Genomic DNA, 21,494 nt, shown 5'->3' with positions numbered 1-21,494 from the left:
TCAGTCCTCCCGGGTGACGCGCAGGACTTCTTCCATCGTGGTGTCACCGGCCAGCACCCGGCGCAGACCATCCTGACGAATGCCCATTTGCGCCAGCCGCGCATGCCGCACCATGGTCTGCTCACTGGCGCCATCGTGGATGAGCCCGCGCAAGGTGTCGTCGATTTCGATCAGCTCATAAATGCCGGTCCGTCCGCGATAGCCGCCGCCCTTGCATTGCGGGCAACCGACCGGACTGTACAGCGTCGGCGCTGCCGCCGGGTCGACGCCCAGCAGACGACACTCGCTGGGTGTGGCGGTATGCGCCTTGCGGCAATCGGGACACAGCGTTCGCACCAGCCGTTGCGCCAGCACGCCGTTGAGTGTGGAAGACAGCAGGAACGGCTCAATGCCCATATCCCGCAACCGGGTAATCGCACCGACCGCCGTGTTGGTATGCAGAGTGGAAAACACCAGGTGACCGGTCAGACTCGCCTGAATAGCGATCTGTACTGTCTCCACGTCACGGATTTCACCGACCATGACCACGTCCGGGTCCTGACGCAGGATGGCGCGCAGGCCACGGGCAAAGGTCATGTCGACCTTGGTGTTGATCTGGGTCTGGCCGATGCCATCAAGGTAATACTCGATGGGGTCTTCCACGGTAAGGATATTGCGGCTGCGGTCATTCAGCCGCATCAGCGCCGAGTACAGCGTGGTGGTCTTGCCCGAGCCGGTCGGGCCGGTCACCAGCACGATACCGTGCGGACGACTGAGAATCCGTTCCATGGCCTGATAATGCTCTTCGCACATCCCCAGATGCCGCAATTCCAACCGCCCTGCCTGCTTGTCCAGCAGACGCAGCACCACTCGCTCGCCGTGTCCGGAGGGCAAGGTCGAGACCCGCACATCCACCGCCCGGCCGACCAGGCGCAGGCCGATACGGCCATCCTGGGGCAGGCGTTTCTCAGCAATGTCGAGCTTGGCCATGACCTTGATCCGCGACACTATGACCGGCGCCAGCGCCCGTGGCGGTTCCAGCACTTCACGCAGTACCCCGTCGACGCGCAAACGGATCGACAGGCGATTTTCAAAGGGCTCTATATGGATATCCGAGGCGTTTTCCTTGACCGCCTCGGACAACAGCGCGTTGATCAACCGGATGATCGGCGCTTCGTCCTGGGATTCGAGCAGATCTTCCGGCTCGGCCAGGGATTGGGCCACGGACATCAGGTCAGCGTCCTCACCCAGACCTTCAACGAACTGCATGGCATCGTTGGCCGAGCGCTCGTAGCGGTCGCGCAGGCGAGCGGCAAAGGCGTCATCATCCAGCACTATCGGCCGCAGTGGATGCCCTGCCAGACGACGCAATTCCAACAATGCCTGCGGATCACAGTCCGCACGCACAAATACATCCAGCTGATTGTCGCGCAACTTGTCAGGCAACACTCCGAAACGCCGGGCGAACCGGTAATCGGTCTCGGCCTGCAACCCTGCCTCAGGCATTACAGCACTGATATCAGCCTCAATCACCGGCACCTCCCGGATGGTCATCTCGCCCCCGGTGGCGCGGGGATCGGACTCTTGACTGCCAGATTATCCTGGCTGGCATTCTCGAAAGGCGGCGGCAAGGTCAGCAGATAATTCCAATCCGGCAGCACCGGCATATCACGGCGCGGCAGCAGGCTGTCGTTTCGCCCCTGTTCCTGCAATTGCTGATCGCGAATATAGCTGTATTTGGCGTGGGTCAGACTTTCTGCCACCGCGCTGTCACGCACGATAACCGTCCGCAGAAAGACCATCAGATTACGCTTTTCAACACTTGCCGTATCGTAGCGAAACAGCCGGCCCAGACCGGGAACATCGCCCAGAAAGGGGACCTTGTCGCGGGTTTCCACCATCTGGTCGTCGATCAGCCCGCCCAGCACAATCAGCTGGTTGTCATCGACCATGACGTGGGTATTGAGACTGCGTTTATTGGTGATAAGGTCGGCCGCGCCACTGGCACCCGGCGCGATCTGCGACACTTCCTGGGCAATTTCCAGGCGTACCGCGTTACCTTCGTTGATCTGCGGACGAATCCGCAACTTGATACCCACATCTTCCCGCTGGATGGTATCGAACGCCTGGCCGGAGTTTTCCACCGAGCGACCCACAATAAAGGGCACGTTCTGACCGACAACGATTTCCGCTTCTTCGTTATCCAGCGTCAACAGACTCGGCGTGGACAGAATGTTGCTGGAGCTGTCGCCCTGCAGCGCATTGATCAGCAGGCCGATCTGGGTGCTGCCGATAGTGCCGACACCGCCGAGCGTGGCGCCATCGGACAGCGACGGCGGTGAGGTGAGATCTCCATCCAGAAAACCATCAATACCTGCTGCCAGATTGAGAATACCGCCACTGCCACGGGCGAAGTTGATGATCCCCACGCCCTTGCCATCATTGGCAAACCCCCACTGCACGCCCAGCTCCTTGGCCCGGTCATAGGACACCTCGGCAATGACAGCTTCGACCAGCACCTGCGCCCGGCGGATATCCAGCTGACGGATGATCTGCGACATCTCACGGGTCAGTTCAGCGGGACCGTAGATCACCACCGAGTTGGTGCTCTCGTGAGCCTGAATCCGCACCTGGGAGTTCTGGTTACCATAACCGTAGGAGCCGGAGGAGCTGCCACTGCCCGACGAAGTGCTGCCTGCAGAGCCACTTTCCACATCGCGCCCCTCGGCAATGCCGCGCAGCACTTCGGCGACATCCTCGGCCTTGGCGTAGCGCAGATAATGCACCTGGGTATTGCCTTCGTCGCCCACCACGTCCAACTGACGAATCATCGCCCGGTAAGCCAGACGTTTTTGCGGATCACCCAGCAACACCACGGTATTGGTACGTTCATCGGCGATCATACGCACACGCTTGGAGGCATTTTCTTCCGGCGACGAGACTTGCAGTCCTTCGGTTATGCGCACCAGCTCCAGCGCCGAGGCATGCTCCAGCGGGATAACCTCGAACTCCTCCATGGACTCCTGATCGATCCGCTGGATCAGGCTTTCGATACGCCGCACGTTGGCGGCGGTATCGGCAATCACCAGTGAGTTGGATTCGGCAGCCGCCGCCAGATGCCCGCCCTTGGGCACCAGCGGCCGCAGAATTCGCACCAGCTGGCTGGCGTCCAGATGGCGAACACTGATCACATGGGTGATGAACTCGTCACCACGGCTGTTGCGGTCCAGCGTGCCTACCTCGTTTTCCTTGGCCTGCACTTCCGGGACGATGCGCACCGTACCTTCGGCGCCGGTCACGGCAGCAAAACCGTAGGACTTCAGGACGCCAAGAAACAGGTCATATAGTTCATCGCGTTGAATCGGCTGGCCGGACACCACGTTGACCTGGCCGCGCACCCGCGGATCGACAATGAAATTGATGCCGGTTTCCTGGCTGACGATTTCGATCAGTCCATTGATATCGGCGTCCCGCAGATTCAGCACCAACTCATCATCCGTGCTTTCTACGGCCGGCGCCTGAGCCATGGCAGCGGCGCTCAACAAACTCAGACTCAAGGCCAACGGCAGGGAAAAGCGGGTCTTCGCAAACAACATAGGCATCGTAGTCTCAGTCCATGGTAATCGTTATGTTCATCGGTTCTCCGTCACGCTCCAGAGAGACTGATAACGAACTGGCGTCGGCAAGCTCCTTCAGCAGATCGCGGTAATCACTGATATCCGACACCGGACTGCCATTCACCTCGGTGATCACATCGCCGGCGACCAGGCCGGCGGCCTCGAATTCCCGGGCATTGCGCGCAGGACTGACTTCCAGCCCATGCAACGCGCCGTCCTGCATCACCGGGCTGGCACTGATCACATCAAGAAAGCGTTGCGGATTGTCGACCCAGGCATCACGGTCGATGCGCGGCACACCGCCGTCGGCTGCAAGCGAAGCAGATTGAGTGGCCGGCAATGCCGGAGCACGTCGCGCTCCGGCGGAGGAACCTGCAGTGTCATGGCGTTTCAGCCGGAGGGTTTCCAGACGGCCGCCACGATTGAGAATAACCCGATCAGGCAGTACCTCCTGCAGCTTCACGTCACCGGGCAGACTGGCGCCGACGCGATACAGTTTTTCAGATTGCCCCCGTGGCAGCAGAATGGCCGCACTGCGGCTCGGGTCGGGATTGGACAGCACGCCCTTGAGCGACCAGCTGAGGGAGGTTTCCGGGGCGTGAACAGCTCTACTCCCGCCCTTGGCGGCAGATTTTCCGAATACCGAAAGATTGGCGAGTTCACCGAAACCGCCACTCGCGGTAGTGGTATTGGTGGCCATATCCATGCTGGACGAAGTATCGGCTGCCGCAGGCAGGATGCTCGAAGGCTCCAGCAGAGCCCAGGTCAGGCGTCCCAGCAAAACAGCAGTGATAGCCACCAACATGAAGGTTGAAAACCTGACCACAGAATCCAGTGTGAAACGGGCTACCAGTGGCATGCATTCTCCAGGCAAAGCCAGTGGCCGGATGGCCACACGATCAGTCGCAGAAGACTACCGACCTTTCGTTGCAGTTTTATTTTTATGTCCCTGAAATACTGCTTCAGTCGACCGATTGTCACGAATTTGCCACACACCGGCAACCCCTTAATTTGCATACCAGAGGCACAGCACGCTACCGGGCAGGCAAGACCCTGCTCAATAACCTGTTTGGGTGAAACAGAGTGGGAGAGGTGTCTCATCTCGCACGCGACGACGGCTGCGATAGCGCGTACCGACAGGGCAAAAGAGAGGGTAAAGCAGAAGTCCAGGGGAAGTCAGGATGACTGCGGCCTACTGCGCCGCAGCCATCCTGATGAGTCAAGGCATCGCTCAGCTGCCGATCACACCGCCGTCATCCTTCCAGATGACCACAGTGGCTGAACGGGGCGGCACTCTCACCGGATTGCGGTCCGGCCAGGTGCTGCGCACATAGCGCTGCCCCGCTTCCCATTCGTCCGGCGTGGTGGTGGCACCCGGATGCTGCACGTTGATGAACATGGTCGTCTGATCCGGGGTGGTGATGACACCGGTGATTTCCTGGCCGATCGGGCCGGTCAGGAAGCGGCGCATCTCGCCGGTATGCGGGTCGGCGCAGAGCATGGCGTTGTTGCCGAACACTTCGAACACACCTTTGTTCTGGCTGCCTTCGCCGATATCAGTCTGGATCCATACGCGGCTGTCCTTGTCTATCCACAGGCCATCCGGCGAACTGAGCAGGTTGTCAGCGGTCAGCGCCTCGCCATCAGGACCTTCGCCCAGCAAGTTGGCCTCACCGCTCTGCCCAGTATCACCACCGAACAGGAAGATATCCCACTCGAAAGTAGTCGATGCATGGTTGCCACCGGCTTCAGCCCAGCGAATGATGTGACCATGACGGTTCTGGGTACGCGGGTTGGCTTTATCAGCCTGGCTGCGGCCACTGTTATTGGTCAGGGTGAAGTAGACATCGCCATTATTAGGATCGACGGCGCCCCATTCCGGGCGGTCCATCGGCGTACCGCCGACGATGCCGGCAGCCAGACGGGTATTGACCAGCACGTCAGCCTGATCGGCGAACTCCGGTGCGGTCAGACCGTTCTGGCCGTGTACCAAGGGCAGCCAGTCACCCGTGCCGTCATCGTTGAAGCGGCCAACATACAAGGTACCGGTGTCCAGAATGGAGCCATCGGTAGTCCCCTTCTGGAACGGCTGCTCACTGACGAACTTGTAGATGAATTCATTGGTCGAGTCATCACCGGAATAGCAAACCACCGGCTCACCCTCCACAGCAGGACCGAACACCACACCCTCATGACCAAAACGGCCCAGGCTGGTGCGCTTCTTCGGTGTGCTTTGCGGGTCGAAGGGGTCGATTTCCACCATCCAACCGAAGCAGTTCGGCTCGTTGCGATAGTCTTCGGTAGCAGACGCGCCGGTGCTGGTGGCGTCGAAGCGGGTGAATTCCTCACCACCGCCATTGGCCAACGCCCAGCGATAGCGGCTGTCACTGGCGCGGATACCGTAACGCTGGTGCTCACGAGGAATCGTCTCGTCGCGGTTGCCGAAATAGCCGGCCCAGTTTTCCTCGGCAGCCATATAGGTGTTCCAAGGCGTCACACCCATGGCACAGTTGTTCAGGGTGCCGCGGGTAGCGTGGCCATCGGGGCTGTATTTGGTTTTCACCAGATCGCTGCCGCGTACCGGGCCGTGCAGCTCCATGGGGGTCAGTCCGGTGACGCGACGGTTGTAGTCACTCTGCACATGCTCCCAGCGGTTATCGCTGCGCTTCTGTACATGAACCACCGAGACGCCATGGCCATTCAGTTCCTTGAGCGCCTGATCTCGGTCACGGCTGCCGTCATCGCGCATGACTACGGCGCCACTGCTCAGTGCCACTCCGATATGGTCAGCGTGCATGAAACGCGGCTCGACGTATTCATGGTTCATTACCAGCAACCCTTCATCGGAGCTGCCTTCGAAGGGCTCATCACCTTCGATCGGGAAGAAGTGCATGCCGTCATGGTGCGAGCCCATCTGCATGCCCTGCTCGGTACCCGTGTTGTCGATGGCGAAAGCCGGCATGTCACCCAGAATCGGCGTACCCCAGGGCAGAATCACCTGAAAGCTGTAGCCTTGCGGAACAACGATATCATCCGATTCGCTGGTCGGCACCGCAGTGAACCCCAGCAGCGGCCCGGTTTCACCGCCGTCGCCCGCACCTGGAGCGCGATCATCGTTATCGCTGTCACTGTCCAGGCAGCCAGCCAGGCCCAGACCCATGAAGCCCAGCGCCGCCGCACCCGCCGTGCCTTTCAGCACAGAACGCCGCGCCAGGCGGGCTTCCAGCACACTGGCAAAATTTCTATTGCCAGAATAATCCATCTGCGGCTCATCACCATTGCCGTTATCAACGATGATGACGTTGTTGCGAATTTCCTCAGACATCCGATCTTCCCTCTGCAGGCTTTATTTATGATCGCTAGAGAATGGGAGCCACAGATGAAATTCGAACGACAATCAGGTTACGGTTTGGCGAAGAAAAAATGGCGCAGGGAGATCACTGTCATCTTGCTGGCGGAAAGCCTTACCCCCTCCCGCTCCACAGCAGCACCAGCACCAACAGCACCACCAATGCCAGCGACACCCCCTGCCAGAAGACCACCGGGTTACGTTCCAGCAAGGGCGGCGACTGCCTGCTCAACAGCCTGACATCCGGCTGGCACAACGCGAAGGTAAACTCGGACAGCGCTGCGTAACGCTTATTCGGATCAGGCTGCACAGCGCCCTTCAACACCTCATCCAGCCACAGCGGCAGATCCTGGCGATAGCGGGTGATGGTGCGGTATTTCAGTCGCAGCTGCGCGGCGCGGCTGGTTGCCTGAGCCACCTCGGTACCGTAGGGCAACTGCCCGCTCAACAGCTGATAGGCAATCACCCCCAGCGAGAACAGGTCCGACTGCGCAGTCCCCGGATAACCGAGAAAATACTCCGGCGCTGTGTACTGGCGCGTGCCCAGTATCAACGCCGTGTTGTCAGACTGCATTTCATCCAGCCCGGCGACGCTGACCGAGCCGAAATCAATGATGGTCACCGTGCCGACAGGATCAATCATGATGTTCTGCGGGCGCAGATCCTGGTGCAGCATATCCAACCGATGAAACGCCCTGAGTCCTCTGGCTATCTGCTCGATAATATTGCGCACTGCCTGCAGGTCAGGCCGCGGATGATCCAGCATCCATTGCCGCAGTGTCTGTCCCTCAAGATACTGGCTGACGGTATACAGATAACCCCGCGAACGGGTCTGGGCTGCGGCCTTGAGCACGTGGGGATCATGAATGCGCCGTGCCACCCACTCTTCCAGCATCAGCCGCTCCAGATACGCCTGGTCCTCGCGCAGATCAATCGAGGGCACCTTCAGGATCACCCGCTCGGCGGACGCATTGTCCGTGGCCAGATAGACATGGCTGCGGCTGCTGGCATGCAGCTCCCGCTCGATGGTGAAGCCTTCGAACTGCGCACGGCTTTCCAATAGCGGTGCTGGCGGCAGCTCCGTCAGGTGCTGGCTGAACTCCAGTGCCGTGCGCGTCGGCAGCGCGTCCACACGCAAGAGTTGCACCGTGAGATTGTCGGCACTGCCCTGGGCCAGGGCGTGGTCGAGCAGGGAGCGGGCGGCGCTGTCCAGGTCATCCCCATGCGCCTCGATCACCCTGGCCAGTGTGGCCGGACCAACGAACTCATACAGCCCATCGGTCGCCAACATGAACATATCGCCCTGCTCCACTGCCAGGGTCTTGTGATCAATCTCCAGATGCTGGCTGATGCCCAGCGCACGGGCCAGATAACTGGTGTCGGCGGCGACCCGCAGACGGTGATCGCGGGTCAGTTGCTCCAGCTCGCCACCGCGCAAGCGATAGATACGCGAGTCGCCGACATGGAACAGATAGGCCGTGGCCGATTTGATGATCAGCGCACTGAAGGTACAGACATAGCCGCGCTCATTGTCGTAGCGGTGTTCGCTCTGGCGGGTCTGGGAATACAGCCAGGAACTGGTCGCGGCCAGCACCCGCTGGGCCGACTGGCGTACCGACCAGGCATCCGGGGTGGAGTAGTAGTCCACCAGAAAGCCGGTCACCGCAGTCTGGCTGGCAATATGGCTGACGCTACTGGAGCTGATGCCATCGGCCAGCGCCAGTGCGATCCCCTTCAAACCCACCTGCGGCTCCGCTGGGATGCAGGCGCCGTGAAAGTCCTGATTGACCGCCTTGCGCCCCCGATCAGAAGCCTGACCGAGGGCGATCTGCAGACCCTGCTGTGCCCGGGTCCGATCAAGCATCAACAGGCTGGCGCAGTTGAGTGCGCTTGGGTGCGGTCCGGATATGCGTGGTGTACAGGGTCAGGCCGGTGAAGGCCAGGCCACCGACCAGGTTACCCAGTGCAGTGGGGATCTCGTTCCAGATCATGTAATCCATCACCGAGAAGTCGCCGCCCATGATCATGCCGAAGGGGAACAGAAACATATTCACCACCGAATGCTCGAAGCCCATGTAGAAGAACAGCATCACCGGCATCCACATGGCGATGGCCTTGCCACTGACCGTGGTGGAAATCATCGCACCGACCACACCCAGCGAGACCATCCAGTTGCATAGCATGCCGCGCAGGAAGATGGTCGCCCAGCCGGCGGCACCGTATTCGGCGTAGCCCAGGGTACGACTCTCACCGATATGCGAGATCTTCGCGCCCACTTCACCGGCATCCACGGAGAAGCCATAGGTGAAGACAAAGGCCATCATCACCGCCACGGCCAGCGCCCCGGCAAAGTTGCCGAGAAACACCCAACCCCAGTGGCGCAGGATGCCCGCCGGGGTAACACCCGGGCGGCGATCCAGCAGCGCCAGCGGGGTCAGCATGAACACCCCCGTCAGCAGATCAAAGCCCATCAGGTACAACATGATAAAGCCGACCGGGAAAAAGGCCGCGCCCAGCAGCGGCGAGCCGGTCTGGATGGTCACGGTAATCGCAAACACCGCCGCCAGCGCCAGGATGGCACCCGCCATAAAGGCGCGGATCAGCGTGTCGCGGGTGGACATGAACAGCTTGGACTCGCCGGCATCGACCATCTTGGTGACGAATTCGGCAGGGACGAGATAGGACATGGTGGTATTCCTTTTGTAAGAGTCAGATGTTCATGGCGCTCTGATTGCCCGGCGAGAAAATCTCCACCCGGTCACCTTTGAGCCGCACCGGCCAGGCCTGCAACGCCAACTCCGGCTGCTCCAGACAGAGCCCATCCTCCAGGCGAAAATGCTGTTTGTAGAGCGGTGACGCCACCACGGCGACACCCTGGATATGCCCGATCATGCCCCGGCCGATGACGTTGGCCGCCGACTGCGGATCGCGGTTATGCAGGGCGTACACCCGCTCGCCACCCTCCGCCTCGGGCAAATGGAAGAGGGCAATCTGCGCGCCAGCGAACCAGGCGACCACGCCCGAGTTGGGCACAAGATCCTGCCGATGACACAGCGAATGCCAGTTGGCTGTCGGGTGTTTCGAGTCGATGGTAAGTGCATGTGCATGAGTCATCAGAGTGCCTCCTCGGTAACAGGGATCAGTTTCAGCTCATTGGCGCGCGCCGGACGGCGCTGGCCACGTTCCTTGACGAAATGGATATCCGGGTCGCCGCGCTGGTCGTTGACGAAGGTGCGGAAGCGCTTGAGTTTCTCCGGATCATTGAGCGTATTGGCCCACTCGCATTCATAGCGGTCCACCACCAACTGCATCTGTGCTTCCAGCTCGGTGGCCAGCCCGAGGCTGTCGTCAATGACCACCTGCTGCAGGTACTCAAGCCCACCCTCCAGGCTCTCGCGCCAGGTCGAGGTACGCTGCAGCCGGTCGGCGGTGCGGATGTAGAGCATCAGGAAGCGATCGATGTAGCGCACCAGGGTCTGGTCATCCAGATCGGTGGCGAAGAGTTCAGCGTGGCGCGGACGCATGCCGCCGTTGCCCGCCACGTAGAGGTTCCAGCCGCGATCGGTAGCGATCACACCAATATCCTTGCTCTGCGCCTCGGCACATTCGCGGGTGCAGCCGGACACGCCGAACTTGATCTTGTGCGGCGCGCGCAGGCCCTTGTAGCGGTGCTCCAGCATCAGCGCCATGGCCACGCTGTCCTGCACTCCATAACGGCACCAGGTGCTGCCGACGCAGGATTTGACCGTGCGCAGGGATTTGCCATAGGCATGCCCGGTCTCGAAACCGGCAGCAATCAGCTCGCCCCAGATATCCGGCAGGTCATGCAACTGGGCACCGAACAGATCGATACGCTGGCCGCCGGTGATCTTGGTATAGAGATCGTACTTACGCGCTACCTCGCCCAGCACGATCAACTTGTCCGGGGTGATTTCGCCGCCGGCAATGCGCGGCACCACCGAATAGGTGCCGTTCTTCTGCATATTGGCCATGAAGGTGTCGTTGGTTTCCTGCAACTGCACCAGCGCCGGGTCCATGATCGACTCGTTCCAGCAGGAAGCGAGGATCGAACCCACCGCCGGCTTGCAGATATCACACCCCAGATCGCCCTTGCCATGGCGGGCCAGCACCTGCTCGAAGCGCGTGATGCCCTCGACACGGATTATGCCGTAGAGCTCTTGGCGGGTATGGGCAAAATGCTCGCACAGGCTGCGATCCACCACCACACCGCGAGCGCTCAGCTCATGCTCGAACACCTGCTTCAACAACGCACTGCAACCACCGCAGCCGGTACCCGCCTTGGTCACAGCCTTCAATTCCCCCAGCTCGGTCACACCGGCATCGACCTGACAGCACACCGCGTCCTTGCTGACGTTATGGCAGGAGCAGATGGTGGCGGAGGCCGGCAGCGCATCAACGCCCAGCGCCGGACTATCTGCGGAATGCGGCAGGATCAGGCTGGCCGGGTCTTTCGGCAGCTTGATGCCGTTCTGCGCATACTGCAGCAAGGTATCGTAATAACTGTTATCGCCGATCAGCACCGCACCGAGCACGTACTGCCCGTCCGCAGAGACCACCAACCGGCGATAGGTGGCGCTGGCCTCGTCGATAAAACGGTAACTACGTGATCCTGGCGTTGCGCCTTGTGCATCGCCGATGGAGCCGACATCGACCCCGAGCAGCTTGAGCTTGGTCGACATGTCAGCGCCGGTGAACGGCTCGCTTGCCTGATCACTCAACTGAGCGGCGACCAATCGCGCCATCTGATAACCCGGCGCGACCAGTCCGAATACCTGACCATTCCAGCTCGCGCACTCCCCCACCGCATAAATGGCAGGGTCACTGGTGCGACAGTGATTGTCCACCACTACCCCGCCCCGCTCGGCCATATCCAGACCTGCGCTGCGTGCCAGCGCATCCTGCGGCCGAATACCAGCGGAAAACACCACCAGATCGGTTTCCAGATACTCACCGTCAGCGAAGTTCATCCGCCAGCGATACTCTTCGCCCCCAGTGACCTCGCTGGTGGCACGGGATAGATGCACCGTCACGCCCAGCGTCTCAATCCTGGCCCGCAGCGCAGCGCCCCCTTCGCCATCCAACTGCACCGGCATCAGCCGTGGTGCAAACTCCACCACATGCGCCTCCAGCCCCAGAGAGCGCAAGGCATTGGCCGCCTCCAGCCCGAGCAAACCTCCGCCGACCACCACACCCCGCCGTGCGCCATCGGCGGCCGTGCGAATGGCATCCAGATCATCCAGGGTGCGATAGACCAGTCGGGAAGTACCCTCGGCACCCGCAATCGGCGGCACAAAGGGAAAGGAGCCGGTAGCGAGTATCAGTTGATCGTAGCTGGTGCGGCCGCAGGCGGTGACTACTTGTTTATTGTCGCGATCAATCTGCAGAACAGGCGAGCCGAGATGCAGATGTACACCCGGTTGTTGATACAAAGTCGGCTGCCCCAAGGCCAGCGAGTCGGCATCACGCCCGCCGAAGTACTCGGACAAGTGCACCCGGTCGTAGGCCCGCTGACGCTCTTCACCGAATATATGGATTTCATAACGAGACAATGCATCCAGCGCGATCAGTTGCTCGACGCAGTGATGGCCCACCATGCCGTTGCCGCTGATGACCAGCATTTCCCGCCGGTTTGAAGTGACATCCCCGCCCATAAGTTTTCCCCTCTTCGCTGCAACTTACCTTTGCAAGACCCAGAGCAAGTGGCGTGCCAGTCAGCGAAAACGCATACAAATACGCCTCACATACCGCGTGGCGTAGGGGCTGGGGGATTTATTGAGGGAGGGGAAACCGTATAGGAGGATCTCGAATAGACCGGAGAAATTGGGCCCTGCCTGAACCATGTCAGCGCAATACAGCGCTTGCAGGGCCTGCTTTGGTGCACGGAGTATCAGCCTTCGTCTGACGAATTGGCCGCGGAAGAAGATGGCATCAGCGGGCGCTCACGGGGGTCGGCGATATCGATACCCAACTGGCGGAAGCGCTCGAGCACACGTCGGTTGATCTCCCGCTGAACGCCCCAGCGGCCCTTGTCGGTACAGCGCATCTGGCCGGCCAATGTGACCATGGAACCATCCACGGCATCCACACCCCAGATTTCCATATCCGCCAGAATCTGTGGAGAGAAAACCGGATCGTTACGCAGTGCTGCGCCAATGGCCTTGAGCTCGCTGATGGCCTGGTTGATATCGGTATCATAGCTGACACTGATGCGCACGGCAGCATTGCCGATGCCACGATTGGCGTTGTTCACAGTGGTCACCGAGCTGAACGGAACGATATGCAGCGAGCCGTTACCCGCGCGCAGTCGCACGGTGCGGATCGACAGGTTCTCTACTGTGCCCTCCACGCCCGCTACCGTCACCGAATCGCCAACCTGCATGGCGTTCTCCATCAGCAGGAACATCCCGGTAATGAAATCCTGCACCAGCTTCTGCGAGCCGAAACCAATGGCTACACCGATGATGCTCGCACCGGCGATCAAGGGTGTGGTATTGACGCCGATCTGGTTCAGCGTCGTCAGGCCGACGATCAGCGCGATCAGTATAAGCAGGCCGGCACGGAGCATGGGCAGGAGCGTATTAAGTCGCGCAGCACGTAATAGATCACCCTGCTCGCGCCAGCGAGTAATGCGCTTCTGAATGGAAGAGTTGGTCGCTTGCCAGATCACCAGGGCAATTGCCACGGCAATGAAAATGGTGACAAAGGCGGAGGCCAGGCTGCTGCCAATGGTGCCGGGGGCGAACCATTGCAGCGCATTCAATCCCCAGGCCTGCAGCAGAGCCACCAGGGTCGCTGCGGTGATCACCAGCGAGACCAGCCAGCGCAGCAGCGGATAATACTGTTCGGCCAGTTGGCTACGCAGCGTGTTGTCGTCTGGGCTCGGCTCATCCGGCACGTCCTCACTGATACCAGCCAGGCGGCCCAACGCACCGAGAACCAGTACCGCAGCCAGACGGCCCAGCACAATGATGGCTGCGGACATGCCAATGAATTCGAGCAGTTTGGTAAAGCCATCTTCGATGCGCAACGCCCAGACGACCCAACCGCCCATGATCAGCACCGCCATCAACAGCGGCCAGATACCGGCCAGCCAGCGCCGCAACGTATATATCGCACCGTCCCGCTCAGGTGCACCGGCAATCCACACTGCCACGGACTCACGGAAGCGGAACACAAGGAAGATCAGTGTCAGATGGACCAGCAGGGAGGTCGTTTTGACAATCACCAACTGGGCTTCAGGGCCGGTACCGAGGATGCCGAGCGCATTACCTATGGCAACGCCAAAGGTGGCGAGAATGACTAGCCGCCGCGTCCAGCGATGGATCTGCTCAGCGGCAAAATCACCGAGTTGGATGATACGCAGACAGGGGTCGGCAGGTGCCAGTAACAGGCGCACGACGGCCATGACGACACGGGTGATCACATAGGCATAGATAAATTCACGGGTAACCAGGTGGGTACGCGCATCCAGTCCGGGCAGGAGCTCCAGAACCAGCGCCGCGATGCCGAAAAACAACCCCAATGGCAAAAGATCCAGCACAAAGCCAGCCAGCGCAAAGGGCAATCGGCGCAACGCCTTGAGTTCAGATTCAACAGGTGGTGCGGCAGTCAACATTGAAGCGGCTGGAACGGGCCGCTCGGCAGGCTCCAGCGTGGAATCTGCGCCGGAATCATGGGCACCGACCCGCACCGCTTCCACATATTCCACACCATCGCGCTGGGCCTGGACCAGCGCGGTATTGCTGTCGAGCGGGCGCAATGCGGCGAGAACAACGGGGTCGGTGATGTCCGGAATGAGCGGGACAGGGGCCGGTACAGGCACCCGCAACTCTGCCTGGTTGGCGCTGGCCAGCAGGCTGCGCACCGATCTGCGCAACACCCGGCGCAGCAACCATTCCAGACACAAGCCGACACCAAAGACGATGCCCAGATCGATCAGCGTCTGCAACGCCAACATATGGCCCACCTCATTCAGGAAGGTGGTCTGGAACCAATGAGGTAAGTCCCCCAGCGCCTGGGCAATCCGCTTCAGTTGTGCGCGCAAACCATCAGCCCAACCGCCGATCTGGGCCAACGTGCGGGCAACCAGACCATCGGCTTCCAGCGGCACAATGGTACTTAATGGCGTTTCCGCTTCCGCGGCAGGTGCCTCATCGTCGACCGGTGCCTCGCTGGCAATGACCTCCAGCGCCCGCACCACCTCATCCCGCCGCTCGTCATCCTGCAGCGTATCGAGCACCTGCCGCGCTTGTGCCGGATCCAACTCTGTTTGGTCAGCCGTTTGTGCCGACACCGCAGCAACCGGCACGAACAGCAGAGCCAGCAAAAACACAACAAACCCAGGCAGTTTCGGTCTCAGCATAATGTCCGTCCATAATAAACACTGTCGGTCCGGCAAGCAGGCCAGCGGTTTACTATTCGAGCCATTAATGCCGTTTGGGTTCAGCTTTATGCCAACCGCGCGTCCAGGCTGTTCTGAGCCAACCGCCTGGCCTGATCTTCTGTCATTCCCAGGCTCTCATGCAAAGCCATGAAGTTTTCATTCACGTAGCCGCCGAAGTAAGCCGGATCGTCAGAGTTCACCGTGACGTTCACGCCCTGCTCCAACAGAGTCAGAATATTGTGGTCTCGCATATCATCAAACACACGCAGCTTGATGTTGGACAAAGGGCACACGGTCAGCGGGATCTGCTCGTCTATCAATCGTTCAATGAGCTCAGGATCTTCCGCTGCGCGTACACCGTGATCAATGCGGTTGACCTTGAGCAGATCCAGCGCCTGCCATATGTAGTCCGGCGGACCCTCTTCGCCCGCATGAGCGACCGCCAGGAGCCCTTCGGCGCGGGCCTTGGCAAAGACCCGTTCGAACTTGCTGGGCGGATGTCCGAGCTCTGAACTATCGAGCCCGACGGCAAAGAAAGCATCCCGATATGGCAAAGCCTGGGCGAGCGTCTCGAAGGCGTCGTCCTCGCTCATGTGCCGCAGAAAGCTGAGAATCAGCCCGCCCCCGATACCCAGCTGCTCTTTACCATCACGCAGGGCTGTGGTTATTCCCCCGAGAGCCACCTCGAATGGAATGCCTCGCTCAGTGTGCGTCTGAGGGTCGTAAAACGGCTCGACATGCACCACTCCCTGCGCCTGGCAGCGCTGGAGGTAGGCCCAGGTAAGATCGTAGAAATCTTGCTCCGTGCGCAGAACATTCGCGCCCTGATAATAAAGATCGAGGAATTCCTGGAGATTGCCAAAGGTATAAGCCCGGCGCAGGGCATCTACATCCGCCCATGGCAGTTTGATACCGTTGCGCCCGGCAAGATCAAAGAGCAGTTCTGGCTCGAGGGAGCCTTCGAGATGCATATGCAGCTCTGCCTTGGGTAAAGCTGCCAACCATTTTTCGTCCACTGTTACCTCCGCGCCGAGACGCCACCCGACCAGCAGAAACAAAAAAACCCCACACCATTTTCCGGTTGTGGGGCGTTTTGTTGGATAGCAATCAAAAACTGGAAGTCATTGATTGCCCCGTCATTTGGCGGAGAGTCAGGGATTCGAACCCTGGGAACAGTTGCCTGTTCAACGGATTTCGAATCCGTCCCGTTCGACCACTCCGGCAACTCTCCAAGTCGGCGCGCATGATAGCAGTTTCACCCCGACCGATAAAGCGTTAAGACAGCGGAACACCCAGTCTTTGAGCGACTTCTTCGTAGGCTTCGATCACGCCACCGAGGCCCTGACGAAAGCGATCCTTGTCCATCTTCTTACGGGTTTCCTTGTCCCACAGGCGGCAGCCGTCGGGGCTGAATTCGTCGCCGAGGACGATTTCGCCCTTGAACACACCGAATTCCAGCTTGAAGTCCACCAGCAACAGGCCGGCGTCATCGAACGCCTGCCTGAGGACGTCGTTGACCTGCAGGGTCAGTTCGCGCATACGCACCAGCTGCTCGGCTGTCGCCCAGCCGAAGGTAACAACGTGCGATTCATTGATGAAGGGATCGCCCCTGGCGTCGTCCTTGAGGAACAGCTCAAAGGTCGGCGGAGCCAGTTCCTGGCCTTCTTCGATGCCCAGGCGCTTGACCAGGCTACCGGCAGCGTAGTTGCGCACAACACACTCAACCGGAATCATGTCGAGTTTCTTGACCAGGCATTCGGTGTCAGACAGCAGTTGGTCGAACTGGGTCGGTATACCGGCGTCCTGCAGTTTCTGCATGATAAAGGCATTGAAGCGGTTATTGACCATGCCCTTGCGTTCCAGCTGTTCGATCTTCTTGCCGTCGAAGGCTGAGGTATCGTTGCGGAACAGGAGAATCAGGCGGTCCGGGTCGTCGGTGGTGTAAACCGATTTGGCCTTGCCGCGATAGAGTTCAGTGCGTTTTTCCATTATCGGCTCCTGATGCGCGCGAAATGATGGTGATGGTTCATAGGGCCTCTTCTTCCAGCAACACAGGTCGTGAAACGTCAACAGACCCTATGTTCTGCCAAGGCAGGCCCTGATTCTGTACTGCCAGCCGCAACTCGCCCTGCCAGCCATCCAATACTCTGGACAGCTCGCCAAGGGCCAGCTCCGGCCGGTTGTTCTTTTCACTGATGTGGGCGATCGCAACGTGTTTCAGCGCGCTCATGTCGATCGATTCGAGCAGTCCCGCTGCCTGCTGATTGCTCAGATGGCCGAGGCTGCCCCCTACCCTGGCCCGCAGAAACGGCGGATAGGGGCCGTTGGCCAACATCATCGGATCATAGTTGGCTTCCAGAAAAAGCGCATCCAGGCCGCTGTACATTTCCGTGATCAACGGTGTGATCATGCCGGTGTCGGTAAGCACACCCAACCGGTGATTGCCGCTGTCAAAGATGAACTGGCAGGGTTCCCGCGCATCATGGGGTACCGGAACCGGCGTGACTCGGAGGTCACCGATGACCAGATCCTGTCCGAAGCGGATCAGCTCGACCGGCAGCTCCGTCTCCCCCATGCCAAGGTAGGTGCCGGCCGTCATGTATACCGGCAAGCTATAACGCCTGGCCAGGCGCTCGACGCCCTTGATATGGTCCGAATGCTCGTGAGTAACCAGTATGGCCGTCAGCTGCCGAGGGCTCAGCCCAGCTGCAGCCAGCCGCTGTTCGGTGGCGCGCAAACTGAAGCCACAGTCCACCAACAGCCGGGTCCGGCCATGTTCAATCAGAGTGGCGTTGCCTCGACTGCCACTCCCGAGCGAGCAATAACGCATTTCAGTTCAAATTGTCATGAATCCGGCGGAGCAGTTCCCTGGCCTGGCTGGAGTCGGTGCTGGTGTCGATACTGTCTTCCACGGTGACCTGGACGCGGTTACTCACCGGTGTCAAACGCACCTGGGTACGCTGCGCGCCTTCCTGCTCAGGCGCCTTGTCACGACCGAACAAACGACCGAAGAAGCCGGGTTTGTCGTCCTCGACAGCGCTCTGCTCAGGGTTGACGTAGTACACACCGGCGCTGCGGTTGATATCGGCAACCTGGATGTCCGCCTTGGCCAACGCCTGGCCGACCGCTGCCCAGGCACGATTGAAGTCGCTGGGGATATTCAGCACCGGATTGCCGGCACCGTCCTGACCCAGGGTACTGCGCCGCGCTGCCGGAGCATCACCCACGGTCGACAATGCAGCCGAATCCAACTCGCCGGTTTGGCTCAGATAGGTTTCCAGTTCGGCCAGTACAGCGCGCTCAAGGTTGCTATTATCCGAAGCAGCAGGCCACTCGGTCCGGTCGCTGCCCCGGCTACGCTGCATGTGCAGCACCCTGATTTCGCTGCTGCCCGACTGCACGCCCGGCTCTACCCGAATACGGAAACGCTGTTCCTGACCATCGGTGCGACGGTTGGGCCCAACCGCGGGCAGCAAACGGCGCATCAAGGCGTTATCAGCATCTTCGTCAAAGGCCAGCCAAGCGGTTTCCATTTCTCCCAGAGTGGCGGATTCGCCAGCTACAGGAACCTGATATTCAGTCAGAAACTGTCGCACCTGAGGCCACAGGCTGGCCGGTGGGCGTTGCGCCAGCAGCCAACGGTCACCACCGTTCTGCTGCATGGAAAATTCGCTGAAATCCGCACCGACATTCAGAGCTTGCGGGCGCGGTAACTGAAATTTGCCTTCGTTGGCGACGCCAAGCTGACCGGGAACCGGCAGCAGATCACCTATGGGCTTGCTGTTCAACTCAGCAGGGACTGTCATTCGCGGCTCGATGACGGCGGACTGATAATCCGAACCGCGGTCACGGAAATAACCATCTTCACCGAACAGATAACCACAGCCGCTCAGGACAGCGCTGATCGCTACCAGGGTCAGTGCATTGAGCACAGGCTTCATTTGGAATTCCTTGATTGTATGGATCCTCAGGGTCACAGCAGGCCGCACTGCTGCATGGCCTCGCGTACTACCGGTTGGCATCCTGCACTGAGACGGGTCAACGGCAGACGCAAGCCATCTTCGATCAGCCCCATCTCGTGCAGCGCCCATTTCACCGGAATCGGGTTGGATTCGACGAACAGCTTCTGATGCAGCGGCATCAGTTGATCATGCAGGCGACGGGCGGTATCGGTATCGCCGCGTAAAGCAGCAGCACATAGATCGTGCATGGCTTTGGGCGCGACGTTGGCGGTAACAGAGATATTGCCTTTGCCACCGAGGAGAATCAGTTCCACTGCGGTAGCATCGTCCCCAGAGTAGACCGCCATACGCTCTCCAACCCGCTCGATCACTTCACGGGCACGCTGCAGGTCGCCTGTGGCCTCCTTTATACCGATGATATTGGGGATGTCGGCCAGCCGCACTACGGTATCGGGCAGCATGTCACAGGCGGTGCGCCCCGGCACGTTGTACAGAATCTGCGGAATGGCCACAGCTTCGGCAATGAATTTGAAGTGCTGGTAAAGCCCTTCCTGGGTGGGCTTGTTGTAGTACGGCGTGACCAGCAGGCAGGCATCAGCACCCACGCTGCGCGCGGCTTCGGTCAGCTCGACCGCTTCACTGGTAGAGTTGGCTCCCGTCCCGGCAATGACCGGGATGCGCCCCGCGACCTGATCGACCACACGGCGGATGACCTCCTTGTGTTCGTCCATATCCAGCGTGGCGGATTCGCCCGACGTGCCGACCGCGACGATACCATCGGTGCCCTGCGCCAGATGGAAGTCGATGATACGCTCAAGCGCTTGCCAATCCAGGCTGCCACGCGAATCCATGGGGGTTACCAGCGCCACAAGGCTGCCTGAAATCATGCAAGGGGCTCCACAAGAAATAGATTGATCAGCAATGGTACTTTCGCCATGGTTCCAGCACAAGGGACGGCGGCTGCGTTAAGCCTATAAACAGTAGTAAAACTGATGGTTGAACCCCCGGCGACAGACGGGGACAATAGACAGCTTGTCGGTATGCTCTCGTCTGGGCTACCGGCCCGGCAATTCAGTCTTCGAGGAATACTATGTCCACAGTGCCCAGCCCCCAGGAGCAATTTCTGGTGATCAATGCCATGGGGCAACAAACCACTGCAATGGCCAGCATGTTGACGCGCCTGTGCATGGAGCAGCGTTGCCTGATTGTCAGCAGCCGTATGAGCCGCCACGGAACCTGCACTGCCCTTCTTTTACAGGTGAGCGGCAACTGGGATGCCCTGGCTCGACTGGAAACGCTGTTGCCGGCACTGGCCAAGCGCGAGCACTTGACACTATCACTGTATCGCAGCAATGCGCTGGAAGAGCGTCCTTCGGCGCTGCCCTACAATGTCTTCGTCACAGCTGCCCAGCGGCCCGAACTGGTTGCCGAGCTGTGCTCCTTTTTCCAGCACCTGGAGATCGACATCGAGGAGATGTTCAGCTTCACCTATATAGCCCAACACACCGGCACCGCAATGTTGAACCTGACGCTGACCATTGCCATCCCGGTCAAGACCCAACTCAGTTGGCTGCGCGAGCAGTTCCTCGACTTCTGCGATGAACTCAATCTGGACGCCGTAATGGAACCCTGGCGCCCCCTTCACTGATTCGATAACGAGGCTGTCAATGAGCATCAAACCGGATTCCACCCTGCCCGATTTCACGGCGCAGGCCACCAGTGGCAAGACCATCACTCTCTCGGAGTTGACTGGCAAGAAGCTCGTGCTCTATTTCTACCCCAAGGACCACACCCCCGGCTGCACTACCCAAGGCCAGGATTTTCGGGATATGCATGAGCAGTTTCTGGCGGCCGATACCCTGGTACTTGGCGTCTCCCGCGACAGTCTGCGCACCCATGAGAACTTCCGCACCAAACAGAGCTTTCCCTTCGAGCTGATCAGTGATTCTGACGAAAGTCTGTGCCGACTGTTCGATGTGATCCGCAAGAAGAAACTCTATGGCAAGGAATACGAAGGAATCGAGCGCAGCACCTTCCTCATCGACCGTAAAGGTGTATTGCGCCGCGAATGGCGCAAGGTGAAGGTGCCGGGCCACGTCGCCGAAGTGCTCCAAGCGGCGCGCGAACTGGCGTAATGCTGTATCCCGGGCAGCCTTCACGGCTGCCTTGTTCAGGTTTCTCAA

Annotated in this window: 16 protein-coding genes and 1 tRNA gene; 2 read left to right on the top strand and 15 right to left on the bottom strand. The window is 59.9% G+C overall.

Annotated elements, in window-relative coordinates; translation table 11 throughout:
- The 15 genes from gspE to dapA all read right to left on the bottom strand — a co-directional run bounded on the left by gspE (window position 1) and on the right by dapA (window position 20,198).
- Window positions 1-1,533 (bottom strand): type II secretion system ATPase GspE, encoded by a 1,533-nt coding sequence (gspE, locus tag BLU11_RS03185; RefSeq protein ID WP_090272015.1) that lies wholly within the window; start codon window positions 1,531-1,533, stop codon window positions 1-3.
- Window positions 1,530-3,581: a type II secretion system secretin GspD gene (gspD, locus tag BLU11_RS03180; protein ID WP_197674250.1), complete on the bottom strand. Its 2,052-nt coding sequence runs from the start codon at window positions 3,579-3,581 to the stop codon at window positions 1,530-1,532. The genes gspE and gspD overlap by 4 nt, the downstream gene beginning before the upstream one ends.
- Window positions 3,582-3,588: 7 nt before the next feature.
- The gene (gspC, locus tag BLU11_RS03175; protein WP_090272014.1) at window positions 3,589-4,455 is read right to left on the bottom strand and encodes a type II secretion system protein GspC; all 867 of its coding nucleotides are present in this window, start codon (window positions 4,453-4,455) and stop codon (window positions 3,589-3,591) included.
- 372 nt (window positions 4,456-4,827) lie between these two features.
- Complete coding sequence (locus BLU11_RS03170; RefSeq protein WP_090272013.1) at window positions 4,828-6,921, bottom strand: PhoX family protein; 2,094 nt, start codon at window positions 6,919-6,921, stop codon at window positions 4,828-4,830.
- Window positions 6,922-7,060: 139 nt separating this feature from the next.
- Window positions 7,061-8,809, bottom strand: a complete 1,749-nt coding sequence (locus BLU11_RS03165; protein WP_090272012.1) for a bifunctional protein-serine/threonine kinase/phosphatase — start codon at window positions 8,807-8,809, stop codon at window positions 7,061-7,063.
- The gene (locus tag BLU11_RS03160; protein WP_090272011.1) at window positions 8,802-9,632 is read right to left on the bottom strand and encodes a formate/nitrite transporter family protein; all 831 of its coding nucleotides are present in this window, start codon (window positions 9,630-9,632) and stop codon (window positions 8,802-8,804) included. Before BLU11_RS03160 ends, BLU11_RS03165 begins: the two co-directional genes overlap by 8 nt.
- A gap of 22 nt (window positions 9,633-9,654) precedes the next feature.
- Window positions 9,655-10,059, bottom strand: coding sequence for a nitrite reductase small subunit NirD (nirD, locus tag BLU11_RS03155; RefSeq protein ID WP_090272010.1), 405 nt, complete (start codon window positions 10,057-10,059; stop codon window positions 9,655-9,657).
- Window positions 10,059-12,617 carry a nitrite reductase large subunit NirB gene (gene nirB / locus BLU11_RS03150; RefSeq protein WP_090272009.1) on the bottom strand — a complete coding sequence of 853 codons (2,559 nt, stop codon included), beginning with the start codon at window positions 12,615-12,617 and terminating at the stop codon, window positions 10,059-10,061. The genes nirD and nirB overlap by 1 nt, the downstream gene beginning before the upstream one ends.
- Before the next feature lie 236 nt (window positions 12,618-12,853).
- Entirely contained in the window at window positions 12,854-15,328 is a 2,475-nt protein-coding gene (locus BLU11_RS03145) for a mechanosensitive ion channel family protein (protein WP_090272008.1), read from the bottom strand.
- A gap of 86 nt (window positions 15,329-15,414) precedes the next feature.
- The gene (locus BLU11_RS03140; RefSeq protein ID WP_090276197.1) at window positions 15,415-16,365 is read right to left on the bottom strand and encodes an adenosine deaminase; all 951 of its coding nucleotides are present in this window, start codon (window positions 16,363-16,365) and stop codon (window positions 15,415-15,417) included.
- Window positions 16,366-16,490: 125 nt separating this feature from the next.
- Window positions 16,491-16,580 (bottom strand) — tRNA-Ser (locus tag BLU11_RS03135).
- Between the two features lie 44 nt (window positions 16,581-16,624).
- Window positions 16,625-17,338 carry a phosphoribosylaminoimidazolesuccinocarboxamide synthase gene (gene purC, locus BLU11_RS03130; RefSeq protein WP_090272007.1) on the bottom strand — a complete coding sequence of 238 codons (714 nt, stop codon included), beginning with the start codon at window positions 17,336-17,338 and terminating at the stop codon, window positions 16,625-16,627.
- Between the two features lie 37 nt (window positions 17,339-17,375).
- Window positions 17,376-18,179, bottom strand: coding sequence for an MBL fold metallo-hydrolase (locus tag BLU11_RS03125; protein WP_090272006.1), 804 nt, complete (start codon window positions 18,177-18,179; stop codon window positions 17,376-17,378).
- Between the two features lies 1 nt (window position 18,180).
- Window positions 18,181-19,290 (bottom strand): outer membrane protein assembly factor BamC, encoded by a 1,110-nt coding sequence (bamC, locus tag BLU11_RS03120; protein WP_157718527.1) that lies wholly within the window; start codon window positions 19,288-19,290, stop codon window positions 18,181-18,183.
- A 32-nt stretch (window positions 19,291-19,322) separates the two neighbouring features.
- Window positions 19,323-20,198, bottom strand: coding sequence for a 4-hydroxy-tetrahydrodipicolinate synthase (gene dapA, locus BLU11_RS03115; protein WP_090272004.1), 876 nt, complete (start codon window positions 20,196-20,198; stop codon window positions 19,323-19,325).
- A gap of 203 nt (window positions 20,199-20,401) precedes the next feature.
- Here dapA and BLU11_RS03110 point away from each other — a divergent pair, with 203 nt between their 5' ends.
- Both BLU11_RS03110 and BLU11_RS03105 read left to right on the top strand, forming a co-directional pair.
- Window positions 20,402-20,959: a glycine cleavage system protein R gene (locus BLU11_RS03110; RefSeq protein ID WP_090272003.1), complete on the top strand. Its 558-nt coding sequence runs from the start codon at window positions 20,402-20,404 to the stop codon at window positions 20,957-20,959.
- Window positions 20,960-20,978: 19 nt separating this feature from the next.
- Window positions 20,979-21,446, top strand: coding sequence for a peroxiredoxin (locus tag BLU11_RS03105; protein ID WP_090272002.1), 468 nt, complete (start codon window positions 20,979-20,981; stop codon window positions 21,444-21,446).
- Window positions 21,447-21,494 lie beyond the last annotated feature (48 nt).

It is taken from the genome of Halopseudomonas litoralis, from assembly GCF_900105005.1.
In the GTDB taxonomy this organism is placed as follows: Bacteria; Pseudomonadota; Gammaproteobacteria; order Pseudomonadales; family Pseudomonadaceae; genus Halopseudomonas; species Halopseudomonas litoralis.
This window is presented reverse-complemented; position numbering and strand designations above follow the sequence as displayed.

Bases quoted from the DNA above. Each gene is read 5' to 3' on its own strand.
- gspE (WP_090272015.1), bottom strand. From the start codon at position 1,533: ATGACCATCCGGGAGGTGCCGGTGATTGAGGCTGATATCAGTGCTGTA.
- gspD (WP_197674250.1), bottom strand. From the start codon at position 3,581: ATGCCTATGTTGTTTGCGAAGACCCGCTTTTCCCTGCCGTTGGCCTTG.
- gspC (WP_090272014.1), bottom strand. From the start codon at position 4,455: ATGCCACTGGTAGCCCGTTTCACACTGGATTCTGTGGTCAGGTTTTCA.
- BLU11_RS03170 (WP_090272013.1), bottom strand. From the start codon at position 6,921: ATGTCTGAGGAAATTCGCAACAACGTCATCATCGTTGATAACGGCAAT.
- BLU11_RS03165 (WP_090272012.1), bottom strand. From the start codon at position 8,809: ATGCTTGATCGGACCCGGGCACAGCAGGGTCTGCAGATCGCCCTCGGT.
- BLU11_RS03160 (WP_090272011.1), bottom strand. From the start codon at position 9,632: ATGTCCTATCTCGTCCCTGCCGAATTCGTCACCAAGATGGTCGATGCC.
- nirD (WP_090272010.1), bottom strand. From the start codon at position 10,059: ATGACTCATGCACATGCACTTACCATCGACTCGAAACACCCGACAGCC.
- nirB (WP_090272009.1), bottom strand. From the start codon at position 12,617: ATGGGCGGGGATGTCACTTCAAACCGGCGGGAAATGCTGGTCATCAGC.
- BLU11_RS03145 (WP_090272008.1), bottom strand. From the start codon at position 15,328: ATGCTGAGACCGAAACTGCCTGGGTTTGTTGTGTTTTTGCTGGCTCTG.
- purC (WP_090272007.1), bottom strand. From the start codon at position 17,338: ATGGAAAAACGCACTGAACTCTATCGCGGCAAGGCCAAATCGGTTTAC.
- BLU11_RS03125 (WP_090272006.1), bottom strand. From the start codon at position 18,179: ATGCGTTATTGCTCGCTCGGGAGTGGCAGTCGAGGCAACGCCACTCTG.
- bamC (WP_157718527.1), bottom strand. From the start codon at position 19,290: ATGAAGCCTGTGCTCAATGCACTGACCCTGGTAGCGATCAGCGCTGTC.
- dapA (WP_090272004.1), bottom strand. From the start codon at position 20,198: ATGATTTCAGGCAGCCTTGTGGCGCTGGTAACCCCCATGGATTCGCGT.
- BLU11_RS03110 (WP_090272003.1), top strand. From the start codon at position 20,402: ATGTCCACAGTGCCCAGCCCCCAGGAGCAATTTCTGGTGATCAATGCC.
- BLU11_RS03105 (WP_090272002.1), top strand. From the start codon at position 20,979: ATGAGCATCAAACCGGATTCCACCCTGCCCGATTTCACGGCGCAGGCC.